The 23,961-nt window shown below is 34.0% G+C and carries 26 protein-coding genes; 9 read left to right on the forward strand and 17 right to left on the reverse strand.

Annotated features, from left to right (window positions below):
* Positions 1-79 precede the first annotated feature (79 nt).
* Together QA612_RS16775 and QA612_RS16780 are read right to left on the reverse strand one after the other, a co-directional pair.
* A complete protein-coding gene (locus QA612_RS16775; protein ID WP_278284970.1) occupies positions 80-412 on the reverse strand; it encodes a metal-sulfur cluster assembly factor in 333 nt (110 codons plus the stop codon).
* A 201-nt stretch (positions 413-613) separates the two neighbouring features.
* A complete protein-coding gene (locus tag QA612_RS16780; protein ID WP_278284971.1) occupies positions 614-1,120 on the reverse strand; it encodes a DoxX family protein in 507 nt (168 codons plus the stop codon).
* A gap of 397 nt (positions 1,121-1,517) precedes the next feature.
* Between QA612_RS16780 and QA612_RS16785 the strand changes: the two genes are divergently transcribed.
* From QA612_RS16785 to QA612_RS16795, 3 genes are all read left to right on the forward strand, one after another.
* Positions 1,518-2,906: an MFS transporter gene (locus QA612_RS16785; protein ID WP_278284972.1), complete on the forward strand. Its 1,389-nt coding sequence runs from the start codon at positions 1,518-1,520 to the stop codon at positions 2,904-2,906.
* Positions 2,907-3,282: 376 nt separating this feature from the next.
* The gene (locus tag QA612_RS16790; RefSeq protein WP_278284973.1) at positions 3,283-3,552 is read left to right on the forward strand and encodes a hypothetical protein; all 270 of its coding nucleotides are present in this window, start codon (positions 3,283-3,285) and stop codon (positions 3,550-3,552) included.
* A 57-nt stretch (positions 3,553-3,609) separates the two neighbouring features.
* On the forward strand, positions 3,610-3,861 hold the full coding sequence (locus tag QA612_RS16795; RefSeq protein WP_278284974.1) for a hypothetical protein: 252 nt from the start codon (positions 3,610-3,612) through the stop codon (positions 3,859-3,861).
* Positions 3,862-4,013: 152 nt separating this feature from the next.
* Here the strand turns inward: QA612_RS16795 and QA612_RS16800 are convergent, their stop codons facing one another.
* The 4 genes from QA612_RS16800 to fabI form a co-directional block, all read right to left on the reverse strand.
* Positions 4,014-4,256, reverse strand: a complete 243-nt coding sequence (locus QA612_RS16800; protein WP_278284975.1) for a hypothetical protein — start codon at positions 4,254-4,256, stop codon at positions 4,014-4,016.
* A gap of 100 nt (positions 4,257-4,356) precedes the next feature.
* Positions 4,357-4,716, reverse strand: coding sequence for a hypothetical protein (locus tag QA612_RS16805; protein WP_278284976.1), 360 nt, complete (start codon positions 4,714-4,716; stop codon positions 4,357-4,359).
* A gap of 134 nt (positions 4,717-4,850) precedes the next feature.
* Positions 4,851-5,201 (reverse strand): DUF1360 domain-containing protein, encoded by a 351-nt coding sequence (locus QA612_RS16810; protein ID WP_278284977.1) that lies wholly within the window; start codon positions 5,199-5,201, stop codon positions 4,851-4,853.
* A gap of 616 nt (positions 5,202-5,817) precedes the next feature.
* On the reverse strand, positions 5,818-6,597 hold the full coding sequence (gene fabI, locus QA612_RS16815; protein ID WP_278284978.1) for an enoyl-ACP reductase FabI: 780 nt from the start codon (positions 6,595-6,597) through the stop codon (positions 5,818-5,820).
* A gap of 352 nt (positions 6,598-6,949) precedes the next feature.
* On the opposite strand from fabI, the gene prpE reads away from it, so the two are divergent.
* On the forward strand, positions 6,950-7,696 hold the full coding sequence (prpE, locus tag QA612_RS16820; RefSeq protein ID WP_278284979.1) for a bis(5'-nucleosyl)-tetraphosphatase PrpE: 747 nt from the start codon (positions 6,950-6,952) through the stop codon (positions 7,694-7,696).
* A gap of 91 nt (positions 7,697-7,787) precedes the next feature.
* Here prpE and QA612_RS16825 read toward each other — a convergent pair whose 3' ends face one another.
* The 4 genes from QA612_RS16825 to QA612_RS16840 all read right to left on the reverse strand — a co-directional run bounded on the left by QA612_RS16825 (position 7,788) and on the right by QA612_RS16840 (position 10,787).
* Entirely contained in the window at positions 7,788-8,699 is a 912-nt protein-coding gene (locus QA612_RS16825; protein WP_278284980.1) for an RluA family pseudouridine synthase, read from the reverse strand.
* A gap of 2 nt (positions 8,700-8,701) precedes the next feature.
* A complete protein-coding gene (locus QA612_RS16830; RefSeq protein ID WP_278284981.1) occupies positions 8,702-9,496 on the reverse strand; it encodes an NAD kinase in 795 nt (264 codons plus the stop codon).
* Positions 9,497-9,524: 28 nt separating this feature from the next.
* Positions 9,525-10,154, reverse strand: coding sequence for a GTP diphosphokinase (yjbM, locus tag QA612_RS16835; RefSeq protein ID WP_278284982.1), 630 nt, complete (start codon positions 10,152-10,154; stop codon positions 9,525-9,527).
* A gap of 243 nt (positions 10,155-10,397) precedes the next feature.
* Positions 10,398-10,787 carry a UPF0738 family protein gene (locus tag QA612_RS16840; RefSeq protein ID WP_278284983.1) on the reverse strand — a complete coding sequence of 130 codons (390 nt, stop codon included), beginning with the start codon at positions 10,785-10,787 and terminating at the stop codon, positions 10,398-10,400.
* Between the two features lie 711 nt (positions 10,788-11,498).
* Between QA612_RS16840 and QA612_RS16845 the strand changes: the two genes are divergently transcribed.
* The 4 genes from QA612_RS16845 to QA612_RS16860 all read left to right on the forward strand — a co-directional run bounded on the left by QA612_RS16845 (position 11,499) and on the right by QA612_RS16860 (position 14,407).
* Complete coding sequence (locus QA612_RS16845) at positions 11,499-12,095, forward strand: CYTH domain-containing protein (RefSeq protein WP_278284984.1); 597 nt, start codon at positions 11,499-11,501, stop codon at positions 12,093-12,095.
* A gap of 10 nt (positions 12,096-12,105) precedes the next feature.
* Complete coding sequence (locus tag QA612_RS16850; protein ID WP_278284985.1) at positions 12,106-12,762, forward strand: lytic transglycosylase domain-containing protein; 657 nt, start codon at positions 12,106-12,108, stop codon at positions 12,760-12,762.
* Between the two features lie 308 nt (positions 12,763-13,070).
* A complete protein-coding gene (locus tag QA612_RS16855) occupies positions 13,071-13,451 on the forward strand; it encodes a globin domain-containing protein (RefSeq protein WP_278284986.1) in 381 nt (126 codons plus the stop codon).
* Between the two features lie 32 nt (positions 13,452-13,483).
* Positions 13,484-14,407, forward strand: a complete 924-nt coding sequence (locus QA612_RS16860; RefSeq protein WP_278284987.1) for a ClpXP adapter SpxH family protein — start codon at positions 13,484-13,486, stop codon at positions 14,405-14,407.
* An 826-nt stretch (positions 14,408-15,233) separates the two neighbouring features.
* Here the strand turns inward: QA612_RS16860 and pepF are convergent.
* The 4 genes from pepF to mecA form a co-directional block, all read right to left on the reverse strand.
* The gene (pepF, locus tag QA612_RS16865) at positions 15,234-17,048 is read right to left on the reverse strand and encodes an oligoendopeptidase F (RefSeq protein WP_278284988.1); all 1,815 of its coding nucleotides are present in this window, start codon (positions 17,046-17,048) and stop codon (positions 15,234-15,236) included.
* 89 nt (positions 17,049-17,137) lie between these two features.
* Positions 17,138-18,406 (reverse strand): competence protein CoiA, encoded by a 1,269-nt coding sequence (locus QA612_RS16870; RefSeq protein WP_278284989.1) that lies wholly within the window; start codon positions 18,404-18,406, stop codon positions 17,138-17,140.
* Positions 18,407-18,557: 151 nt separating this feature from the next.
* Positions 18,558-20,069 carry a cardiolipin synthase gene (cls, locus tag QA612_RS16875; RefSeq protein ID WP_278284990.1) on the reverse strand — a complete coding sequence of 504 codons (1,512 nt, stop codon included), beginning with the start codon at positions 20,067-20,069 and terminating at the stop codon, positions 18,558-18,560.
* A gap of 587 nt (positions 20,070-20,656) precedes the next feature.
* On the reverse strand, positions 20,657-21,310 hold the full coding sequence (gene mecA, locus QA612_RS16880) for an adaptor protein MecA (RefSeq protein WP_278284991.1): 654 nt from the start codon (positions 21,308-21,310) through the stop codon (positions 20,657-20,659).
* 323 nt (positions 21,311-21,633) lie between these two features.
* Here mecA and QA612_RS16885 point away from each other — a divergent pair, with 323 nt between their 5' ends.
* Positions 21,634-22,329, forward strand: a complete 696-nt coding sequence (locus QA612_RS16885) for a TerC family protein (RefSeq protein ID WP_278284992.1) — start codon at positions 21,634-21,636, stop codon at positions 22,327-22,329.
* Positions 22,330-22,390: 61 nt separating this feature from the next.
* Here the strand turns inward: QA612_RS16885 and spxA are convergent, their stop codons facing one another.
* The 3 genes from spxA to QA612_RS16900 all read right to left on the reverse strand — a co-directional run bounded on the left by spxA (position 22,391) and on the right by QA612_RS16900 (position 23,955).
* Positions 22,391-22,792, reverse strand: a complete 402-nt coding sequence (gene spxA / locus QA612_RS16890; RefSeq protein ID WP_278284993.1) for a transcriptional regulator SpxA — start codon at positions 22,790-22,792, stop codon at positions 22,391-22,393.
* Positions 22,793-23,229: 437 nt separating this feature from the next.
* On the reverse strand, positions 23,230-23,358 hold the full coding sequence (locus tag QA612_RS16895) for a hypothetical protein (protein ID WP_278284994.1): 129 nt from the start codon (positions 23,356-23,358) through the stop codon (positions 23,230-23,232).
* 33 nt (positions 23,359-23,391) lie between these two features.
* Positions 23,392-23,955, reverse strand: a complete 564-nt coding sequence (locus QA612_RS16900) for a GNAT family N-acetyltransferase (protein ID WP_278284995.1) — start codon at positions 23,953-23,955, stop codon at positions 23,392-23,394.
* Positions 23,956-23,961 lie beyond the last annotated feature (6 nt).

A 23,961-nucleotide genomic window follows, 5' to 3' on the forward strand; every position in this document is an offset into this window, starting at 1 on the left:
TTTTTGCTTGCGAATGGCTTGTTTGCACCTCATTAAGTAAACCTGTTATCTAAACTTGTCTAGGTTTTTCTATCTATTCCTAACTTTCGTGGACCCCTAGTGCAAGTTTAGCATATCGTGACATCATACTTTTATTCCATACTGGTTTCCAAACAATGTCTACATCCACTTCACCAATTTCACCAAATTGCTGTAATTCACTTAAGGCTCTTCTAATATCAGATACAATTGTACCTGCTAATGGACACCCCATAGATGTTAATGTCATCGTCACCTTTACGTTATTGTCTTCATCTAAATCTACACCATATATGAGGCCAAGGTTGACTATATCCACACCTAATTCAGGATCCATTACATTTTCTAACTCAGCTTTAATGCGATCCACTTTCTCTTGATTGTCATTTGTCATAATATCACCCTTCCTATTACTATTTTAACAGGATTACTCTTTTCCTAAAAGGGGGAACGAATAGAAGCATGATGCCTCATTTCCACAAAAATAAAGCCGCATGTGATAAGAATCACTGCGGCTTTATTTTTGAAGGTTTTATTTCCCTTCTTTAAGATACTCTCATTAATTTCATCAATAGACACCATACTTAAGTTTCTATTATGCGGCGTTCGTTGCTGTATCTTCTTTTTTAAGAAGTTTCTTGAATTGAAGTGAAAGGTAAGGAATAACCCAACGGTCTCCACCAAATTTACCTGCATTGTATCCAGCAGCTAGAATAAAGATTGTTAAAAGTACCATCCATGGGTTTGATGAAATAGTTCCTGCAAACATGAAAGCAAAATTCATCATAATTCCAAAGAATGCAGCTGCAGTTGTCAAGATACCTACAAGTAAGCCGATTCCTACTAATAGTTCACCCCATGCAACCATGAAGCTAAATACTCCTGCATTAGGTAAAGCAAAACTCTCGATAAACGCATGGTATGTTGGATATTGAGACATTACAGTTTCGTTATTCACAACTCCGTTTAAGTAACCTGCAGCACTAAAATCTCCAGTAACTTTACCCCAACCAGCTGTCATCCAAGACCATCCAAGATAAATACGTACAATTGTTAAAATACCAGCAGCAATAACATTGTTTCTTAAGAAATCCATAAACATTTGACATTCCTCCTAGATTCGATTTTTTAGTAAAAAATAAGTGCAAAAACATTTTAAGAATACGACATTCAAACTGTTGATGATATTCATGTTGTTTAGTGATCACTAACTATCTTCACTAACAGTATATAATGTGAGATCCCTTAACGAACGTCTCAACTGTGAACAGTCCGTTGCAAAACGGTGTCTAATGTGTGACAAAAATCACTTCTCCTCCAGATAATACTTTTTCTCTAATTTTTGATTTATTGACATACTATTTAGCATTACGTAAAATTAAAAAGGATATTTCTATACTCGAAATATATTAAAAAAAGTTGATCATATATTAAATAGCCCTTTTCGGCGAATTCGATGGGGTAACACATCTTTTCTACATAGAAAGAAGGTTGTCCCTTTGACAAAATCAGTGGACTCTCTTGAACTTACAAAGGAACAGAAAAATAAGCTAACGTTATTATTGTGTATTATACTTACTTTTACTGTAATGAATGGAACCATGTTTAATGTTGCTATCCCAGATATTTCAGAGGAGTTTCAGCTCCTTCCTTCACAGGTGAGTTGGGTAATGACTGGATACATATTAGTTTTTGCCATCGGATCACTTATGTATGGAAAGCTAGCTGATATTTATCCTATTAAAACCCTTTTAACCTTTGGAATCATTCTCTTTGCAAGTGGTGCAACCTTAGGATTTTTTTCACAAAATTATCCTATGCTCCTTGCTGCTAGGATTTTACAAGCAATGGGAGGCGCTACAATTCCAGCACTTTCCTTTATCATTCCAGCTCGTTTTATGCCAAATGAACGAGGACGAGTTTTTGGTATCGTTTCCTCAACAGTTGCTTTTGCTTCCGGCATTGGACCAATCGCTGGTGGAATGATAGGGGGTTCTCTTAATTGGCGTTTTTTATTTGTTTTTTCTATTCTTGCCCTTATCGCTTTACCATTTTTGAGAAGGTGGTTGCCTAAGGAAGAAAAACGTCCAGGGAAAGTGGACATTCTTGGAGCAATTTTTATTGCTACTGCCATAATTGGTTTACTTTTATTTATAACAAACGGAGATTGGTATGCCTTATTCCTTACTGCTACTGCCTTTTTGTTATTTTGTTGGCGAACTCTATCCATTGAACAGCCATTTATTCAACCTTCCATGTTAAAAAACAAATATTATTCCTCGGCAATTATTACTAGTTATTTAGGTACAACAGCAATGTTTGGGATGATATTTGTTATACCTATCATGGCACGTGAACTATACAGTTTAAATACAATACAAATTGGACTTCTTCTATTTCCTGGTGCCATGGCAGCTGGAATTATTGGGCAATTCGGTGGAAAACTCATTGATAAACACGGAAGCTATCCTATTACACGTATAGCATTCTTATTTGTTATAGTCGGAACATTCCTTCTATCTACTTTTATCGGTTTTTCACCGTGGATAGTAACGTTATGTATTTTAGTACAGTACATTGCTTTTCCATTAATTCAAAGCTCTACAGCAAATTTATTAACGCTTATTGTTCCAAGAGAAAATACAGGAATTGGTATAGGTATGTTCAACCTGCTAAATTTCTTGGCTGGAGCAATAGCTAGTGCCATATTTGGATCAATATTAGACTTAAAAGACGTGTCAATCTTGTTAAATCCATTGGCGGGAAATGGTACTAATACAATTTATGCTAATCTATTTATAGGATTAACTGTTTCATCTATTATTGCTTTTCTATTTTTCTCCATTATTTTTAAAGGTTTTGAAAAAACAAAAACTCCCTCCAATTAATTATATTGAAGGGAGTTTTCTAATTATGGTTTAGCTACGCAACATATTCCACAAATTTCTTCTGGTCCATGAAGTTGATTTGGAGGAGGACCACCCCACCATCCAATCTCTGTAGGACATTCTTCAGACATGTAACGTCCTTTCACCAGAATAAAATAAAATTCCTTCATTAATCTATGTATGAAAGTTTATACCTTTTCTTTCATCTCCCCCTATTGTTACAACAGTACAGAGACTAGAAACTATTTATTTCAAATAGATAGTAGTCTTATTTCTTAATTTTTATTAAATCAATTACTTGACCACTTAGTTTGTCCACTCACTTTAAGAAGTTCTACATAAATTACAACCATGAAGGAAGAAAGGAGGGAAAATCATGGTCTTTAGAAAGAAGGATCAAGTTAACTCTATTGCTGAAGCATTAGCAAAAGCATTATCAGACAATGAAAATGAAAACACAAATCGCAATAAACTAGACAACGAAAATTTTTTAAAAGACAAAAACTACAACTTTAACTTTGCTGAAGTTATTAATAGTGGAAATGCTTATGTAGATGTCTATGTAGATGCTGAAGCTGCTGCAAAAGCTCGACAAGCACAAGCAGCACGCCAAAAACAGCAACAAGCTCAGGCAGACATCGGTTAACTGAAAAAGGGTGTTAGCACAATGCTAACACCTTCTTTTCATAGGAGGTGAAAAGTAGTGAAATCTGAAAATATTAATGCGAAAGCACTAATAGAAAAAAGCGGAAACTCCGATGTTGATGTGACAGTTGTTGTGGATACAACCCCATTGGCCATTGCTTTTGCTAGTTATATGTTGGTTGATGGAAAAATAAATGAAGAGCAATACAGACAAATGGTAGATGAAATAGATAAGCATTCCAGTAACAACAAAAAGAATAAATTTTCGAGAATAAAGGATCTAATTACACATATAAACCAAATTCAATAAACTGTCCTACACCATAATGAATTAATTTTATCGATAAGTTCATCATGATCCAGATTTTCTTCCAGAAGCAAATAATTAGATCTATAAATGGCAAGAGGGTCTTTCCAAATAGTATATTCCACCATTGGTACAGACCCTCAGACTATATTTAACTATATTGTTTCATCTAAATATGAACCTTTTCCCGTTAGCTTATTTTCATAATACTTAGCAATATTCATTACATCATGTTTTCTCTTTTTACTTTTGTTATAATGAGAGTCATTACCATCTTCTGTCTTCAAAAATGATATTTGTTGAACAGGTTGTAAAGTAGGGATTTGATGATCATCTTTTCTCATGCGATTACTATAGACAATAAATTGATCGTCTTTAACCGGTGGAATGTAACCCATAATCATCACCTCTTCTATTATTTACCCTAAATACTGAAATATAACACCATATATGAAGAACTTAATATAATAATATACGAATATACAAACTATTAAAATACTATTTTGAATTCTCTAATAAATTATTCCGTTCATTTTCTAATGCTTCAACTAGTTTTACTTTTTCTTGAAGTTTTTTTATAATCTCAAGTTTTTCTTGTTTACCTGCTTCTAATTTTGACTTTACCTCATCTAGATCTTTAATGAGTTGTTGTTTTTTCTCATACGTTGCTTGAAAGCTTTCTCTTAACAATTGGTTTTTAGCTAATAGTTCATCTTTCTCTTTTGTTAATTCTTCAATCATTTTATAGTGATAGTTCTCTTCATAATCCTTTACCCTCTGTTGAAACTTTGCTAATTCTGCTTGAAGATGAATGATTTTTTGCTTTAATTGAACTTTAGACATTCGATCTCTGTCCATCATAGTTCCCCCTCATATTAGTAATTTCCATAAATCATTTATGTCACTATCTTATGACCATACTTTTGAAACTTGCTATTTATTGAATAATTAACATATTAATAGTAGAGTCTGTGAATAGGAGACACTTTCCTTTAAAGCCATTTAAGTACGATAGAATCAAGAATCGAGGCAATTCCTGCTGCTGCAAAAACGAATATTACGATAGAAAAAACGTTTGGTAGAAGAGAATGCCCACCCCATAAGAAGAAACTTACCCATATTCCCATACACCAGTGACAGCTAAATAATTCTCCCATCCATTTTTTCCATCCCTTATCTGCAATAATAAGAAATGTTTCTAAACTCCCATCTTCATCCACCTCTTCTTCAAATTCAATAAATACTCTTCTTATAAATTCAGTAATCTTATCATAAATGATGAGATGGGTAATCCGAAAAACAGCTAATGCGAATAAAATAAAATGAAAAGCTTCAATTGACATTTCATCACCTACCACTTCAGTATCGATAACCTCAAAGATCCTCACTCTTCTATCTATATGTAAATAAACGTCTAGTTGAGATCAAAAAATGCAAAAATTTACAACAAAATTAAAGTAAAAAGGTTTGTCGTCCGTATTAAGAAAAGTGCAAGGCGCCCCAATTACGCCTAAGTACAACCTACGTCCTGTCTCCTAGACTTACGTACAGTGAAAGTTTTATACTTTTCTTTTGAAAAAAGAGCAAAGGTTTCCCTTTGCTCCTCTTAACAGAGAGCTATTGAATTAAATTTGTTTCCATAATGACAGATGGTTTAACCATTACCAATATATAGGAAACGTCATTGTAGAAACCCACTATTTTCACCTCCATTATTGAAGGGAAAAGCCTCTCAATATAAAATACGCAATATGCTTAAAAATGGTGACAGTGAACAATATAAATAAAGTGCAAGGCGGCTCAATTTCCCCTAAAAACACCCACGTCCTAAGGGAAACTGTAAAATCATCCACATCCTAACTCCTAGACAAAGTTAAAAACTTATAAATTCTAATTATCTTTGAACAAATAGTAAAAACCTCAGTAACCATTGGTTACTGAGGTTTCATACGTATGTTTTTACATTAATCCGATTGTATTATATCCACCGTCAACATGAAGCAGTTCACCTGTAATTCCTCTACTCAAATCACTCATAAGGAATAATGTCGTATCTCCTACTTCTTCTGTTGTTACCGTTCGTTTTAAAGGTGCGTTTTCTTCCATTTCTTTTAACACATCATTAAATCCACCAATCCCTTTAGCTGCTAATGTACGAATAGGACCAGCAGAAATAGCATTAACTCGGATATTTTCTTTTCCTAGGTCGTTAGCTAGATACTTAACACTTGCATCTAATGAAGCTTTTGCAACACCCATAACATTATAGTTCTTTACTACTCGTTCTCCTCCAAGATATGAAAGAGTAACAACACTTGCACCTTCTGTCATGAAAGGACGAGCAGCCTTCACAACTGCAGTTAAGGAATAGGCACTTATATTTTGTGCCAATAGGAAACCATCTCTTGTCGTATTTAAATATTCTCCAGTAATCTCATCCCGATTAGCAAAAGCGATACAGTGAGCAATTCCATGAATAACACCAGCTTGTTCGTGAATTTGATTAAATGCACTTTCTATTTCTTCATCATTTGTAACATCACAAGGTAAGATAATAGAATCTTTTCTTTCAAGGGTTTCCGCTAATTCCTTTACATTCTTTTCTAAACGTTCTCCTTGATATGTAAAAACTAATCGAGCTCCTGCTTTCGCTAACGATTCTGCTATACCCCATGCAATACTTCGTTTATTGGCAACGCCCATTATTACAAATGTACGATTACTTAAATCAATCTTCATTGATTAATCTCCTCCAAAATATTTTTTAAACTACAAAACAAAAAAGACTAAATCTACACACTTACCACGGAGAAACCAGAGCTTTATTTTCCGTACCAATCTAAGTGGTCTTCTGTCTACTTTTTCAAAAGAGTGCAAGAGTGCATCTAGCTTAAAAAAAGAAAATTTTCATCATTACTTTTAGTTTTAGGAAGTAGTTATTAGTACTTGGTCATAATTTTACCTATATTTATGACATTCGTCAATGATGTACTATAATAGATGTAATATTCCTTAGAATTTCCAATGATTAAATAGGATAATTTATTTTTTTTCACACACATTATAACGTATTAATATATAGAGGTGATTCGTGGTGTACGATATTATGGGAGACATCCATGGATGTTACGAGGAAATGATAAGATTAATTAAAAAACTAGGCTACCATATTCATGATAAACAAATTTCTCACCCAGACAATCGAAAACTTGTCTTTTTAGGTGATTTAACGGATCGAGGACCTAACTCCCTCTCTGTTATTACTTCTGTGTGTAATTGGATAAAAAAAGAATCGGCTCTCTATTGCCCTGGAAACCATTGTAATAAGCTTTATCGATATTTTTTAGGACGAAATGTTGTAGTAAGTCACGGGCTTGAAACAACTGTAGGAGAGTTAGAAAAATTAAAAGACAAGGACTACCGCCATATTTCTACCTTATTTCGTTCAACATACGAAAAGTCACCATTATATTTAATATTAGACGATGGGAAACTTGTAGTAACTCATGCTGGAATAAGACCTACAGATATAGGAAAAACAAATAAAAGTGTTAAGACTTTTGTACTTTACGGTGATATCACCGGAGAAAAGCATCCTGATGGCCGTCCTATTCGTCGTGATTGGCCAACAAAATATTCCTATAATTGTACCGTTGTTTATGGACACACTCCTGTAAAAGAACCGCGTGTCGTAGGTAACACAATAAATATAGATACTGGGTGTGTATTTGGTAATCGTTTAAGTGCCTTACAATGGCCTGAAAAAACGATTGTTACCGTTCCATCAGATCAACCTTATGTGGAAGAAAAATTCCGTCCATTTGATCCATATGAATAAGAAAAGCACAAGGGCCTGGAGCTAAAAGAGTTTTTGGAAAAAGTTATCCACAACGAGTGGATTTTATAAATTAAAACAAAAAACGAAGCACTCAAATATTTTCGATTTTGAGTGCTTCTAGCTTTTTTTCCATATCAGATGGTAGTGGAGATGAAAATGTAAACTCCCTCTTCTCTATTGGGTGAAAGAAACGTAATTTAGAAGAGTGTAATGCTTGTCTGTCTATCCCCTCCCTCTTACCACCATACAATGTATCTCCAAGGAGTGGATGACCTAAATAACTAAAATGAACACGAATTTGATGTGTTCTTCCTGTTTCTAAAGCGATTTTTACTAAAGCTCCGTTTGAATATTGTTCTTCTACTGTGTAATGAGAGATTGCCCTTTGACCAGCGGAAGAAACCTCTCTCTCAATAATACTTGTAGCTTTTCGAGCAATAGGAGCATCTATTGTTCCTTTACATTCTGTTATATTCCCATGGACTAGAGCTTTATAGATCCTATGTACTTTATATTCTTGTTGCTGTTTCATAAACAAATCATGAATATACCTGTGCTTAGCTACCATCATAAGCCCGGATGTATCTTTATCGAGTCGATTAATTCCGTGAAAGGTGTACGAATAATCATTTCTTTGATAATAGTGAATAACCGCACCTGCCAAAGACTCTTCCTTTACATCTCGAGAGGGGATTGTCGGTAAGCCCGGTGGTTTATTGAGTACAAGAAGATGTTCATCCTCAAATAATATATGTAAAGGAATAGGTGATGGCTTAATCCATTCACTTACTTCTTCTTTTGGAAAAAATACCCTTACAACATCCCCCTTATTAAGGATATATCGAACGTTCTCCTCCCTATCATTTACCGTAATTTTTCCATCATTAAACTTTATATCTGCTAAAGCTTTCCTTGATATATGTTGATTAAATCTTAAAAAATCCCGTAAAAGCAATCCTTCTACTTCCTCTGTTATGATCCATGTAAAATGTGCTTTTTTCATCATTATCCTGTTACAAACGACTCCTTCACCCTTTTCCAAAATGGAAAGGGTCGAAATCGAGCAAAGCGAACTTTTTCTTCTGCTACTCGGCATTGAATTGATTTAACATCTTGTTGCAATAAAGTAAGATGATCAATGGTAACTTGAAAATCCGCTTCCTTAATTGGCCTTAATAGACAGGTATGATGCTGTGGCAGTACTAGTGGCGAGCCAACTGTACGATAAACTCGATTATTAATGGACGCCATTTCTGCTAGCTGAATGGACGCTAAGGAAGGATGAAGGATAGCTCCCCCTAATGCTTTGTTATAAGCAGTACTTCCAGACGGAGTTGAAATACATAACCCATCCCCACGGAAGGTCTCAAATAATTCCCCTCTTATTTCTATATCCATCACGATAGAACCTTCCGTACTCTTAACCGAACATTCATTTAGAGCAAGGTAACGTTCAGATTTCTTTTCACCATAGTGACGAATAATCACCTCAAGTAAAGGATATTCTACAACTTTAAAGGGGGTCTTAGCAATATGAATGACAAGCTTTTCAACCTCATCTGGCTGCCAATCAGCATAAAAACCTAAGTGTCCTGTATGTACACCAACGAAGGACATTTCATCAAGTCGATGATTATATTGGTGAAAAGCTTCCAGCAGTGTACCATCTCCTCCAACAGAGATTACAATATCAGGAGCTTCCTTACTTTCTATTAACTGAAACTCCTGTAAATAATTTTTTATTTTTTGTGAGATCACATTTGATTCATGATCTCCCCTTGAACGAACAACATATTTCATTTACGTCGCATCCTTCCATTACTTCATTTTACCCAATGGAATCTCGCTTCTTCGATATTATTTTATGTGCATCCTGTACTTCTCCACGAATTTGAGACATTTCTTCATCAAGTCGAAAAGCAGCCTCTGCAGCTCTTTGTAATCGCTTTTCTACCTCTTCTGGGATTTTACCAGAATACTTATACTGAAGGGAGTGCTCAATTGTAGCCCAAAAATTCATAGCTAACGTACGAATCTGTAGCTCTACTAAAATACGTTTTTCTCCCCCTTCAATCATCTGAACCGGATAACGTAGTACGAAGTGATACGAACGATAGCCACTTTCCTTTTTATGCTTAATATAATCCCGTTCTTCTATAATTTCAAAATCAGTTCGTGCCCTTACTAACTCCACAACCGTATCAATATCCCCTACAAATTGGCACATAACACGGACACCAGCAAGATCCTGCATTTCCTCTTCAATACTATTTAAATCGATATTCTTCCGCTTAGCTTTTTCTAAAATACTATTTACAGGCTTTACACGACCCGTCACAAATTCTATTGGGGTATGCTTTGAAGATAGATGATACTGTTCCCGAATCCCTCGGAGCTTTATTTTTAACTCATCAACTGCCTGCTTATATGGTGCGAGCACTGTATTCCAGTCCTTCAAGGAGATCACCACCACCACAATTCATTTTTTCTGATTAGGCTCTGTTAAACTTTGTTGTTGATTTTCGCTTCAGATACTCCATTTCCGCGGGCAACGGAGTAATGTCGCCATCGTAGCTCCCAGCCCTGCGGTGTATTTAGTAGTTGCTTTTCCCACAGGAGTCTTGTATCTTCCGCTTCAATCAACAATGCAAAAAAATCAACATTATCCTTTAACAGAGCTTCTGATTAAACAAAGATAATATTATAATTTAAAATATTGTTCTACTGCATCAACCATTTCTTTTCCATAATTACTGTTACCTTTAATGTTATCTAAAACAAAATGCAATTCATCTAAAAATTTTACTAGCTCAATCCTAACTTGATCTTCTCGAGAGGTTAGGACTACATATAATGGAATCTCTTTCTCTTTTAATGTATTTAAATTCTCCCATTGTTCAATTGAAAATCTTAAATGGACAAAGGAATTTTCATCCTCTAATATGTATACAAATGTTTTATTATCTGAGTCTACAAGTAATTGGCCCTGAGGTTTTAGTTTCTTTATGTATTCCTTTGTTTCATTCGTTGAAACAACAGCCTCAGCGTTTTGTTCATTAATAATAATCTTTTCTACTTCCATTCCGTTCATTCCTTCAACCCCTCATTCAATCCTAATATTCACGTATAAGTTTATCATAATTTATTCAAGACAGCTAAAGATTCCATGTCGTCTGCCTTGAAAATAGTTGTTATCTAGCTTAATACTATTAGCAAATAAAGAGCAGGTTAAACATTCGTTCCACACCACTTCGCATTCACCACAAGGGTATAAGTGCGGCATCTGCTCTGCTTCACTCCGTTTGCAATCGCAGTGTCTTCTTTACCGCGGGCAACGCCTCAGCTTCACACTTCGCACACTATGCCGAAGTCGGGATCTTCACCTGTTGCTTTTCCCGCAGGAGTCTCGTGGGTTTCCACTCATTCCAATTGAATTAAATTATTTTCATCCTCCATGGTGAAAATTTACACTTGCATGGGCGGTCTACCCTGAAAATAAGAAACGTTCTAGAAGCCCGGAAAGCAATAAAAAACACAAATGCGGTATCCAAGAAACGTTCTAGAAGCCCGGAAAACAGTGAAAAAAGCAAATGCGGGATGAATGAAGCCGATATTCTTACCGCAAATGGAGGAAAAATTGAAATGCGGGAAGGTAGTATACCTTAGAAAGAACATTTTCATCCCCCCTAGTGCAGAAGCTTACATCCAAATAATTAAAATAATACAGAAAAGGCATATTGTCAAAAAAATAGGTGTATGAAATAATAAACTAATATTATGTCAAATAATTAGGTGGTATGTAATGAATCAAGAAATAGAAATCGAATTTAAGAACTTACTGTTAGAGGAAGAATACAATCGTCTAATTAAAACATTTGCTTTACATTCTGAAGCAAGGAAACACCAAACAAATCACTATTTTGATACGAAGGATATGGATTTAAAAGAAAAGAATTCAGCCCTCAGAATACGTGAAAAAGGAAATGAATTTATATTAACCTTGAAAGAGCCACATATAGAAGGCTTATTGGAAACCCATCAAAGTCTTTCAACCGAGGAAGTTCAATTAGCATTAAATGAAGGACTCATTCCAGATGGCCTAGTAAAAAAACAAATTGTAAAACTGCTAGAAAAACATACCATCACCTTCACTTATTTAGGTTACTTAACAACGGAGAGAATAGAAAAAAAACTAAATGATGGGTTACTTGTTCTTGATAAAAGTACTTATTTTAATGTTGTCGATTATGAGATTGAGCTTGAATGTTCCAAAGCTAATTCTGGACAAGCTTTTTTTAATGACTTATTAGATGTAAATAAGATACCTAGACGAATGACACCAAATAAAATTGAACGCTTTTACAAAGAAAAATTACTACGAGAAAGCGAAAGGTATTAGGGGGAAATCAATGAATACAAATGGTATAAACCATTATTATCAATGGTTAGCGTTAAGATCCTGGGGAGATAAGCAACAGTCAGCATTTGATTCTTCCGCTAATTCAGTAAACTCCATTTTTCAAAGCCTTTTACAGGAGGAGTTAACGAAAGGTGTATCCAATCTAAACCAGTTTGAACAATTATCCCACCATTCTTTATCAAAAACTGGGGTAGAATCAATTAACCATCACTTCTATTCAGAAACTCCATTACGTGCGTCAAAGGGGGCTGAACCATTTATACCAATGATTGAAGAAGCCTCTAATAAATACGGTATAGATCAACAACTAATATATTCTGTTATACAGCATGAATCAAACTTCCGACCTCAAGCCGTAAGTCATGCAGGCGCAAGAGGTCTAATGCAGCTAATGCCTCAAACCGCTAAAGGATTAGGAGTAGTAAATAGCTTCGATCCTAAACAAAACATTGATGGTGGTACTAAATATTTACGTTCCATGCTGGATCGATATAATGGTGACATTAAGCTTGCATTAGCAGCGTACAACGCTGGTCCTGGTAATGTGGATCGTTATGGAGGTATACCACCATTTAAAGAAACAGAAAACTATGTTTCCAAAGTAATGAAAACATATAACACAATGATAAATAATAAAGTAATCTAAAGAAAAGCTCTATCTAGTTTTCAATCTGTCTTTTCTCTCCCCTCATTTTGAGGGGTTTTTTATTATTATTTTTTATATTAAAGATAAAATAGCATCTATTTTATCTAATGTTAACTCTTCTCACCATTATTTCACCTCATTTTTTATCATAAATAACGTTTTTAACGTATAAATGTGTTATAGACAATTCACTTTTGTTGATGACATCCTTGTTGCTTGCTACAATAATCATTAAAGATGTCGAAATTAATAAAATTTAGCCCAATATGTAGTACTAGGTAAAACGTACGTAATAAAAGGAGATTGTGATGGATTTGCAAAATGAAAAATCACCATTTGAATTGTTAGGTAAAAAAAAGCTCGAGGATTTAGTTGATATCTTTTATGAGCTTGTTTCAGAACACCCTGATTTGACTCCTATTTTTCCAGAAGACCTGACGGAAACAGCTAGAAAACAAAAGCAATTTTTAACTCAGTTTCTTGGCGGACCACCTCTTTATACAGAGGAACACGGACACCCCATGTTACGTGCACGACATATGCCATTTCCAATTACTCCTAAGCGAGCTAATGCTTGGTTAGGGTGTATGGAAAAAGCAATGGAACATACTAAGATTGAAGAACCTCTAAGGTCACAAATTTTTAGTAGGCTAACTTATACTGCTAAACACATGATTAATAAACCATAGAGCTGTAACTCTCTTTAAAAGGGGGAATAGTAATGTCAACAAATGATGAGAGTTTTGTATGCTACGATGATTTAGGTCTTTGCTGCCCTGAAGAACCTTCTTCTTTTTATAAACCAGACAAAAAGAAAAAACCAATTGAAATTTATATGTTTATTGATCTCCTATGTCCTGAATGCTGGGCTTTAGAGCCAATAATAAAAAAACTACAGATGGAATATTCACCTTACTTTACTTTAAAAACCTTACTTGGCTACGAAATGAAGTCATTAAATCAAGCATGCGGGTCAAAAAAGGCAGCACATATTAAACAGCTTGCCCGTATTTTTGACGAAACTGCCACTAGAACTGGGATGCCATGTGATGGAGATGTATGGTATGAAAACATGCCAACAACACCATACTCTGCCATTATTGCAATTAAAGCAGCGGAACTCCAAGGAAAAGCAGTTGGTTCTAAATACTTAAGACGTTTACGGGAAGCATTATTTTTACACAAGAAAAACATCGCTTCAGAAGAAGTCCTTGTTGAATGCGCAAAAAAGGTAAAAGGAATGGATGTAAATGAATTCACATTCGACCTTCATTCTCAAAGCGCTACAAAGGCATTTAAGTCTGATGTTTGTACAACAAAGGAAATGGATGTTACCGCAGTTCCAACACTGGTTTTTTTCAATGATAATGTTGATGAACCGGGGGTCAAAGTGTCAGGATTATACGATTATGAAGTTTACGTAAATATAATGAAAGAAATGATAGGGTATGATCTAGAAAAATGTCCACAGATGTCTTTAGAATCTTTCCTACAGTTTTATTCTGTTGTTGCTACTAAAGAAATAAGCGTCGTGTTTGATTGGAAAATTGAAGAGACTGAAAAGGAAATGAAAAAACTACAAATTAAGCAAAAAGTAGAAAAAGTACCATTAAAGTACGGTACTTTGTGGCGATATATAGGGTAGTATGTATAACATGAAGAACGAAAAAAACCAGGTGGGGTAACCTGGTTTTTTTCATCGGAACATTGTCAATGTTTATCATGAAAGGGTACGTCCAGGGGTTTGTGACGTTATAAAATACACATAAACTTCTAGGGGGAGTTATGTGAATCCTCTCATGTTTTAAATTTATCAAAGGAAAGTACATTATTCAATAGTCACGTGAAACATTTCACATTTTTGCCATACTCCTAAAAAATGTGCATTCATTCTTAACTTTTCAACTACTATGGCCTTAAGCTCCTTAATAACTTCTCACCCCTTCAAATAAAGTAGTTTGTCTATTTTCTGAATGATTAGCATATATGTAAGAATAACTCGTACATTTTCTTATTTCGGACACTGAATTATAAGAAAAGCGCAAAGCGCCCCAATTACGCCTAAGTTCAGCCCACGTCCTGTGGGCAAAGGTTAAATCGTCAACGTCCTGTCTCCTAGACAACTTTCAAAGTGAAAATTTTATAAATTCTTACCTTACAAGAAAGGAAGATTTACATGCTTTTTTTTCTTATTTTAGGTGGTGTAGGAGTCCTAATAGGCTTTTATTTACTTCTTTTAAGTCTAATGAACATATTTCCAAAGTGGATAGCCATTCCATTTTTGTTAGTATGCCTTACATTTTGTATACATTTACTTAATGAACGACACCGATTTAAAGGCTTCAAAGGCCCACGATATTAATATGGGTCTATATTAGAGGATACTGTTGATTTTAATAAATAAGAAATAAGAAAGGTGATCCAATGAAAATTACATTTTCTTAGATCACCTTTCTCTTTAGATTATTTTATTATGCCTCAAAAAGTAATTCTTCTAGTTCTGTAAGGGTTTCTTCAAACACCTGAAGCGCTTGTTTAATTGGCTCAGGGGACGTCATGTCGACTCCAGCTTTTTTCAATACTTCAATTGGATAATCTGAGCTTCCAGCCTTTAAGAAATCAAGATATCTTTTGACAGCCGGTTCTCCTTCTTCTAGGATTTGTTTTGCTAATGCAGTAGCAGCACTATATCCTGTTGCATATTGGTAGACATAAAAGTTGTAATAAAAATGTGGAATTCTAGCCCATTCTAATGCTATTTCTTCGTCAATAACAATATCATCACCAAAATATTTTTTGTTTAATTCATAATACATGTTGCTTAATAGCTCAGGTGTTAACGGCTCTCCATTCGACGCTTTCTCGTGCATTAACTGTTCAAATTCGGCGAACATTGTTTGACGGAACACGGTTCCACGAAAACCTTCTAAGAAATGATTTAATAAGTAAAGTCGTTTTTGTTTGTCCTCTGTCACCTTTAATAAGTGATCATTCAACAGTGCTTCATTACAAGTGGAAGCTACCTCTGCAACGAATATAGAATAATTCGCATATGGGTATGGCTGATGCTTTCTCGTATAATAGCTATGAACAGAGTGACCGAATTCATGAGTTAACGTGAATAAGTTATTCACATTATCTTGCCAGTTCATTAAAATATAAGGCATTGTTCCGAAGGCTCCTGAAGAATAAGCACCACTTCTTTTTCCGACGTTCTCTTCTACATCAACCCAACGATTGGTTAGGCCTTCTTTCACTATTGACGCATATTCTTCACCAAGGGGCTCAACTCCATTTAGAACAAGCTCCTTCGCTTCATTATACGGAATCTTCATTTCTACTTCTTTAACTAACGGGGTATAAAGATCATACATATGAAGCTCCTGTACACCTAGTACTTTCTTTCTCAACTTCACGTATCGATGCAATAAATGCAAATGATCATTTACTGTTGAGACCAGCTGATCATAAACCACTTCAGGGATATGATTTTTACTTAAAGCAGCTTGACGAGCTGAATCAAAGTTCCGAACATTAGCATTAAAAATATTTTTCTTTACATTACCACCAACTGTACTGGCAAATGTATTTTTATATTTTTCATACGTCTCATAAACAGCTTTGAAAGCATCTTCTCGGACTCGGCGATCATCGCTTTCCAAGAATCTCAAATACCGTCCATGTGTTACTTCTATTTCATTTCCATCTTCATCCTTCACTGAAGGAAATTTCATATCTGCATTGTTAAGCATACCGAAAGTATTTGAAGGACTATCTGTTACTTCACTTACTTGCGCTAGGATAGATTCCTCCTTTTCACTTAATACGTGAGGACGTTGATAATTTAATTGCTCTAATACATGTTCATATAATTTTAATTCTGGTGTATCCTTCAAGAAACTTACAATCGTTTCTTCAGGAATAGCTAGTAGCTCAGGTGTAACAAAGGAAGCTGCATGCTGTACCTGTGAAAGTAGTTGACTTGCTCGATCATTCAAGCCTTGGTAATAAGAATTTGTCGTATCCTGATCATAACGCATATGTGCGTATGTATAGAGCTTTCCTAATTTTTTTGAAATTTCGTCTTGGTATTGAAGCAATTCATATAATGTTACCCCAGATTTTCCTAACTCTCCTTTATATTCCTTTAATTTTGGAAGCATTTCTTTAATTTCAGAAAACTCCGTTTCCCAATCATCATTCGTTTCATAAATATCTTCAAGATTCCATGTTAAATCCTCTGGAATCTCTTCTCTTTTTGGTAATGCTGTAGATTGACTTGCCATAGTAAGTTGGCACCTCCATCGTTTATTCTCAATTCAAATAGCGTACTTTATTTTATAATATACACTTCTATATTTCTAGAGATTAGCCTTTAATCCTCTATACAATAGAAATTTTCGTTATTCATTTTATGACAATTATTGAGTTTTTTCATCCATCCTTCCCTATATATTTTCTGAACATAACTATCATCAGTACATAGTGTATCCAACTGTTTACAAATATTAATATGATTTTTAATTAGATACACACCTGGATGAGTCTTTACAACAACATGAAAACAGATTAATGCATTAAAATAATCTAATATTGCTTCACGTACTAATGTTTTAGGATGAACTAATAAAGGACGCATTTGAAAGTTTCTTAATTCTACTTGGAAATAGAGACTTTTAATAACTTTGCTTATTTGAAGAGTTTCACCAATGGGGGTTTTATTTATAAAGTTAATAATTAGCCAAGATTGCCACCACTCTGGCGGGGACAAAAAATTAAAGTTTTTTTCAAGAGGTAATACAGCTAAGGCTGGGAAGTAATTTAGATTTAATTGAAATTGCTGGAACAGTTTGCTCATATATCTTTCTAATGTATTCATGGACAAGTACATTTTCAACCTCTTTTTTCTTACTTCTTTTTCCCACTTCGAAAAATAAAGAGAAGTATAGTTTTCTAGAGTTAAACTAGAATGAAATCCATTTAATTGAAATAGTTGATTTGGGGTGATTGATAATGAAGAATTGGTGCGGAATACCATTGCATTTCTATAAGTTATGTAACGAAAATGTTGAAGGATGTACCATGCTGGAGTTTCTACATCTAAATAAATGGAATGAGAAATAGGGGAAGATCTAATGAGAAAATGATCTAACATTGAGGTAGTATAGGAAGGCCTATAGTTCTTTTCTAGATTTCTTATAATTCCTATCCATATAGGTTCGAACCCATATTTTATATAGGTTTCATTTCGTTTTTCATATTCCTCTTGTGAGATAAATGATTGTTGAATTTCAAATACATACGTTTTACCTCTTATTGTAACCAAAATATCTGGTCTCTGTTTAATTTCCTTAATGTAATATTCTATTTTCGGAGCATAACCATGATCAATTAACCATTTGATAATAAGCTTTTTCCCTTTAATATGTGATTCTGTTTCACCTGTTTGAGATAACACGCATGAACTCTTGGGGTAATGAGCAAAATGCCAAGTCTGTTGATTCCCGAGCTTTAATATTAACGGTTCATTGCATTGAGGACAATAATAAGATTGGTTTTCTCGATCCGCCTGTAGCTCCTCCCTTCTCCAATTTTTTTCTACTAGGGATATAATCGATCCATCTTTACGGTTTGCAATAAACATATCAATCCTCCTCGTTTTCTTAATATATAAGAAGCTTTTGTGAATTTCTCTACCAATTTGGGAAAAAGCAGGATTTTAGAGATATTATGAAGTGCGACCTCATAGAAATGAATATTTTTACTTTACCTTCTATGAGATCACTTTTTTGTAGTTATAAGAGGGGTGACAATAATCGTGAAGTTGATTCGATGATTTTATGGGTGAAAGATCGTTTCTTAAATACATCGCGACGGATGATTGTTGAATGCTCCATATCGTAAATGAAATCACTTACTAATTTCTCCACACTTCTAGTTTGATATAAAAAGGCATTCGCTTCAAAATTTAAATGAAAGCTTCTCATATCCATATTTGCTGTACCAATAGATGCTATTTCGTGATCTACGATAATTAATTTACTGTGCATAAAACCACGGTGGTATTCGTATATTTGTACACCAGCATCTAACAACTCTGGAAAATACGATCTTGAAGCATAAAAAACAATTCGTTTATCCGGTCTACTAGGAACTAATATTCTTACATCTACTCCACTAAGAGAAGCAATTTTTATTGCGCTTAATATATCATCGTCAGGAATAAAGTATGGGGATGCTATCCAAATGGAACGCTTTGCTGATGTAATCATGGTAAAAAATAGCTTTTTTAATATTTCCCACCTCGTATCAGGTCCACTAGCAATGATTTGTACTCCCCCTTCATCTACCCTCTTAGGTAAATCAGGAGATAAGTAGCTTTGCTTTAAGGCTGCTTCATTTGTTGCATAATACCAATCTCGTAAAAAGATAAGTTGTAGACTTCTAATTGCTTCTCCCTGTACAAATAAATGAGTATCTCTCCAATGACCGAAGTAGCGATTTTTCCCTAAGTATTCATCACCGATATTTAGTCCACCAATAAATCCGTACTTTGTATCTACTACTATTATTTTTCTATGATTTCTGTAGTTAATTCGATGATTAAATAAAGGGATCTTTACAGGTGAAAATGGAACCATGTTTACCCCTGCTTCTTTTAATTCCTGAACATACTCTTTTTTTAATTTCCATGAACCCACAGAATCGTACAAAAAACGAACGTGCACTCCTTCTTTTGCTTTTTGAATTAAAATATCCTTAATTTCATACCCTATTTGATCGTCTCTAACAATGTAATACTCCATATGTATATGATCTTCAGCGTTTTTTAAGGCTTGTTTAATAAATGTGAAGGTTTCCTTCCCATCTGTAAGTACTTTCGTATCTGTTTGAAAAGAAATAGGAGTATTGGCTAATTTATGTGCCAAGCGGAATAATTTTTGTTGATGAGATGCCATCTCATTAATTTTCGATTCATCTATTGGTCGATTCCCTTCAATGCGATGAAAAGCTTGTTCATCCAAAATAGCTTTTTTCGTAAACGACTTTCGTTTCCGGAAATTTTGACCAAACATTAGATAAAAAAAGAAGCCGATAATTGGAAATATTGCTAATACCATTAACCATGTAACTGTTTTTGATGGATCTCTATTTTCTAAAAAAATGACGATAGCGATAAAGAAAGCTGACAAGGAAAAAATTATACTAATTCCCCCTACAAGCCAGTTCTCCCAATATTCATTAGTAATCAATAAAATGACTACCATAATTGCTAAAAAAAAGATGATTTGTAAGCGCTTTAACATAAATATCTCCTCATATCTCTTTATGGAGTATTGTTTGTTGCTATAATCTAATACTACTATAAAAATGGAGGTACTACTATAAAAAACATCTTATAAATATGGATCTTTACTGTAAATAACGTGTTTCAAAGTACTTTTCTAGACCATCCATTAACACAGCCTATAATATTAGAAAAGCGTAGGGTACTCTAATTTCGCCTAGGTGCAGCCTACCGCATGTAAGCAACAGCGCAATGTCGACATCCGCGATCTCCAACCACAAGCAAATGTTCTGGCAGATAAATAGTGCGATCTTATACTTTTACTGCATGCATAACTGCAACTAATGCTTTCGCCGTTCTTGGCGATAAAACAAGTTTGTTTATCGGCCAGGTTATTTGACCTCAAATACAAGTATTGCCTGAATACACTTCCTCGCACATTTGCGATCGAGTTTACCCAGGAGTAGATGGGCAAAAATTTAGCCGATCATTGAAAAAAATGTCCATATGGGGGAATTTTATAAACAATATACAATAAAAGCACCACACAAGTTTTTATATGAAAAACATGTGTGGTGCTTTTAATTAATTGATAAGCCATAAGCATTATGAAAAATTCGCTTTAATATTTTCTAGAGCATTTTCTTCGATAATTACCTTACCATACTCCTCAATACGATGAATGGTAATATCAGATTCATAGCCAAATTCAAGCATACGACTTAAGAGATCGTCTTGTTCTTCATCACTATACTTTTCATCCAACGTAACATAAATATAGTAAACCCCTTGGAAGTGGTAAAGGGCAGTTTCTACATCCTCATCAAATGCATGACTCAATAAAATGATATCTTCAAAATCTTGAAACCCAACAACAACACTTAATGAGTCTTCCCTTATAATATCAGAATCCTTTTCCGATGCAAATTGGCTATCTAGCATTTCAACAATGTTATCATCCACAGGCATCTCATCCTTTTCATCATCTACTGGAATTTCAATTTTCATATTTCCATCACTCATTTGTCCGCGAGTTACAATGATTTCAAGTCCGTTTTCTAGTGCATGTACTTGAACCCATAAAGGGCCTGACATTTCAAAGTTTTCTTGATCATTTGCTTCATTCATCATTTCAAAGAATAATTCCTCACCACGTTCCCGATTATACCAAATTTCATCTTTATTAAATCCTCGGTCCTCCATGTCGTGATAAGTAATATAAAACTTTATGGTAGTATCATTAATTCTTTCTATCTCCATTTGTTCTCACCCTTCCTTCTGTAAAATTTCGAGAACAATCTCCTACACAATGTATGAGTATTTATTACCCATTAGCATTTTAAGTAAACCTATATAAAACTTATCTATATTCTAAGCTATTCAGTTTAGAAATGAAATAGAAACATTTATAAATTTTCATTTAACAGCTTTAATATAGATCATCTATTACTAGCAGGTTAGTGTTCTTAAATGATACAAGCTTGTATATATATTATAGAAGATTCCTTGTCTTCTTTCGATGGCAATGACTTATTTTGACTTATATACCTATTTTAATTGTTTGACCAAGGAGGAATCAACCTTTGAGCTCAGAATTTCTAATTTCGCTATTAACTATTATTGGAATTGACATTATTCTTGGTGGTGATAATGCTATTGTCGTAGCTCTAGCATGTAGGCAATTACCGCCACATTTAAGGAATAAAGCAATCATTGCAGGTATATTATTTGCAATAGCTGCAAGAGGTCTCCTAACAATCATTGCTGTTCAATTGTTAGCCATTCCATATTTAATGACAATTGGGGGCGTTTTATTGCTTTGGATTGCTTTCCGGTTATTAACTACAACAGAAGAGGAACATAACATCTCAGGAGAAGCAAAGGTTAGTGATGCTATTAAAACGATTGTAATTGCTGATGTAGTAATGGGATTTGATAATGTTCTAGCTGTAGCTGGAGCAGCGAATGGTAATATGGTCCTCGTTGTAATTGGATTACTTGTCTCCGTTCCAATTATTATTTGGGGTAGTAAACTTATCTTATTTTTAATGAATAGGTTCTCCTTTATCGTTTATATTGGAGCAGGAATTCTCATATATACTTCTAGTAGGATGATCTTACATGAAATAAAAGTTGCTGAGATGGTATATCAGATTGGAATAAATGGTCATATTTTTACATTGCTTTTAATTGTAGCTGTACTAATGATTGGCTGGCTATATAATCACATTAAAGGCATTCAATGGTTCCATACATTTCGAAATAATAATAAGAACTAAATAGTTCTTGTCTACAAGGATAGCAACAGGCCTCCTACCTATTTAGTAGAAGGCCTGTTCATTATTCATTAACTAATTTTTTTGTAGCTTCCTGAAGTTGGAATGTACGAACTTTCCTTGGTAAGAATCGACGAATTTCCGCTTCATTATAACCTACTTGAATTCGCTTTTCATCCAAAATAATCGGTCTACGTAAAAGACCAGGGTGATCACTAATCAACTTAAATAAATCTTGAAGTGGCATGGAATCTAGTTCCACTTCCAACTCTTGAAACACTTTTGAACGTGTAGAAATAATCTCATCAGTACCATCCTCTGTCATTCGAATAACCTCTTTTACTTCTTCTACTGATAATGGTTCTGAAAAAATATTACGTTCAACAAAATCAATATTGTTTTCCTGTAACCAAGCCTTTGCTTTACGACATGAAGTACAGCTTGGTGATGTAAATAGTGTAACCATGTATCCCATTCTCCCTTCCCTTTTTTATCTTGAAAGAAGTTTATATGTTAATGTTATAATGTATAATTATGTTACAATTTTTATTATACTATAATTATTATAAATTGAGTAGGTGAAATTAATAATTAATTACATTGTTTTTAACTTTAAATTATTGTCCCATGTCTTTATACCCTATAAAATAAAAAATTAAACATCTTCATTTTTTTTTTAATTTCTAACGATTTTATTAGTTACTTCTTATGTAATACCTATTTTCTATATCTAAAAGAGTTACCTTCTTTGTTATAATAATAAATATACCTCTTGTAAACAAAATAAATATATTAAATTAAATAATTTTCAATTAGCATTACATATTATCAATGGTTATAGTTTCTTTTCACAATATGCGAAGAGGATAAAAGTGAGGATGTATAAAACAACCTCACTTATTGTTAAGCAATCGTTTTAGAGTTAGAAACAGGATTCCTTTTAGGCACCTTATTTACTTCATCCCACTTTCTCTTTAAGAGATCCTTCCAAAGTTCCTTTTTTAGCTTTTTTCTTTTTGTACTTCCTTTCATATAAAACACTCCTTTCTATTACTTTTGTCAAGCTTAAGAAGAAGTATGCGCATTTTCCTTATCAAAGGTAAATACTTTCTCAGGAGGATCATAAGCTTCTCCATATAATTGTACATCTTTATACGTGTGAATCATTTTATACGTATGAAGCATTTTTTCATAAATACTCTCTTCTGATTCATCTGTTGGAGACCAGTATAAAATTTCTAATTCATTAATTTCACCTGTATCTAACGATCTCCGTCTATATCCTATAGATTTTGCGTGTGTAAAGCCTTCTCGATTATAGAATTGTTGTCTTTTTCTTGTATCCGTATCTTCGTAATCGATTGGTTCAACCTCTAATATGATTGGTTTTTCTTTTAGCTTTAATTTGTCTAATAATTTTTTACCCAAGCCTTGACCCCGAGCTGCTTTAGAGACAAACAAATAATCAACAAAAATAAAATCTTCCATCTCCACATACATTAGAACGTGATTTGAACTTTCATCCTTCTTATAAATGTCCTTCTTATCCTTTAACAAAAGCTCCATATGCTCTTGGGATTTCATTTCTTCAATTGGAAAATACTGATTTAATTTTTCATACCAATTCATGAATTG

The organism is Evansella sp. AB-P1 (genome assembly GCF_029688925.1).
GTDB lineage: Bacteria > Bacillota > Bacilli > Bacillales > Salisediminibacteriaceae > Evansella.

Bases quoted from the DNA above. Each gene is read 5' to 3' on its own strand.
- QA612_RS16775 (WP_278284970.1), bottom strand. From the start codon at position 412: ATGACAAATGACAATCAAGAGAAAGTGGATCGCATTAAAGCTGAGTTA.
- QA612_RS16780 (WP_278284971.1), bottom strand. From the start codon at position 1,120: ATGTTTATGGATTTCTTAAGAAACAATGTTATTGCTGCTGGTATTTTA.
- QA612_RS16790 (WP_278284973.1), top strand. From the start codon at position 3,283: ATGGTCTTTAGAAAGAAGGATCAAGTTAACTCTATTGCTGAAGCATTA.
- QA612_RS16800 (WP_278284975.1), bottom strand. From the start codon at position 4,256: ATGGGTTACATTCCACCGGTTAAAGACGATCAATTTATTGTCTATAGT.
- QA612_RS16805 (WP_278284976.1), bottom strand. From the start codon at position 4,716: ATGGACAGAGATCGAATGTCTAAAGTTCAATTAAAGCAAAAAATCATT.
- QA612_RS16810 (WP_278284977.1), bottom strand. From the start codon at position 5,201: ATGTCAATTGAAGCTTTTCATTTTATTTTATTCGCATTAGCTGTTTTT.
- fabI (WP_278284978.1), bottom strand. From the start codon at position 6,597: ATGAAGATTGATTTAAGTAATCGTACATTTGTAATAATGGGCGTTGCC.
- QA612_RS16825 (WP_278284980.1), bottom strand. From the start codon at position 8,699: ATGAAAAAAGCACATTTTACATGGATCATAACAGAGGAAGTAGAAGGA.
- QA612_RS16830 (WP_278284981.1), bottom strand. From the start codon at position 9,496: ATGAAATATGTTGTTCGTTCAAGGGGAGATCATGAATCAAATGTGATC.
- QA612_RS16840 (WP_278284983.1), bottom strand. From the start codon at position 10,787: ATGAACGGAATGGAAGTAGAAAAGATTATTATTAATGAACAAAACGCT.
- QA612_RS16845 (WP_278284984.1), top strand. From the start codon at position 11,499: ATGAATCAAGAAATAGAAATCGAATTTAAGAACTTACTGTTAGAGGAA.
- QA612_RS16850 (WP_278284985.1), top strand. From the start codon at position 12,106: ATGAATACAAATGGTATAAACCATTATTATCAATGGTTAGCGTTAAGA.
- QA612_RS16855 (WP_278284986.1), top strand. From the start codon at position 13,071: ATGGATTTGCAAAATGAAAAATCACCATTTGAATTGTTAGGTAAAAAA.
- QA612_RS16860 (WP_278284987.1), top strand. From the start codon at position 13,484: ATGTCAACAAATGATGAGAGTTTTGTATGCTACGATGATTTAGGTCTT.
- pepF (WP_278284988.1), bottom strand. From the start codon at position 17,048: ATGGCAAGTCAATCTACAGCATTACCAAAAAGAGAAGAGATTCCAGAG.
- QA612_RS16870 (WP_278284989.1), bottom strand. From the start codon at position 18,406: ATGTTTATTGCAAACCGTAAAGATGGATCGATTATATCCCTAGTAGAA.
- cls (WP_278284990.1), bottom strand. From the start codon at position 20,069: ATGTTAAAGCGCTTACAAATCATCTTTTTTTTAGCAATTATGGTAGTC.
- mecA (WP_278284991.1), bottom strand. From the start codon at position 21,310: ATGGAGATAGAAAGAATTAATGATACTACCATAAAGTTTTATATTACT.
- spxA (WP_278284993.1), bottom strand. From the start codon at position 22,792: ATGGTTACACTATTTACATCACCAAGCTGTACTTCATGTCGTAAAGCA.
- QA612_RS16895 (WP_278284994.1), bottom strand. From the start codon at position 23,358: ATGAAAGGAAGTACAAAAAGAAAAAAGCTAAAAAAGGAACTTTGGAAG.
- QA612_RS16900 (WP_278284995.1), bottom strand. From the start codon at position 23,955: ATGAATTGGTATGAAAAATTAAATCAGTATTTTCCAATTGAAGAAATG.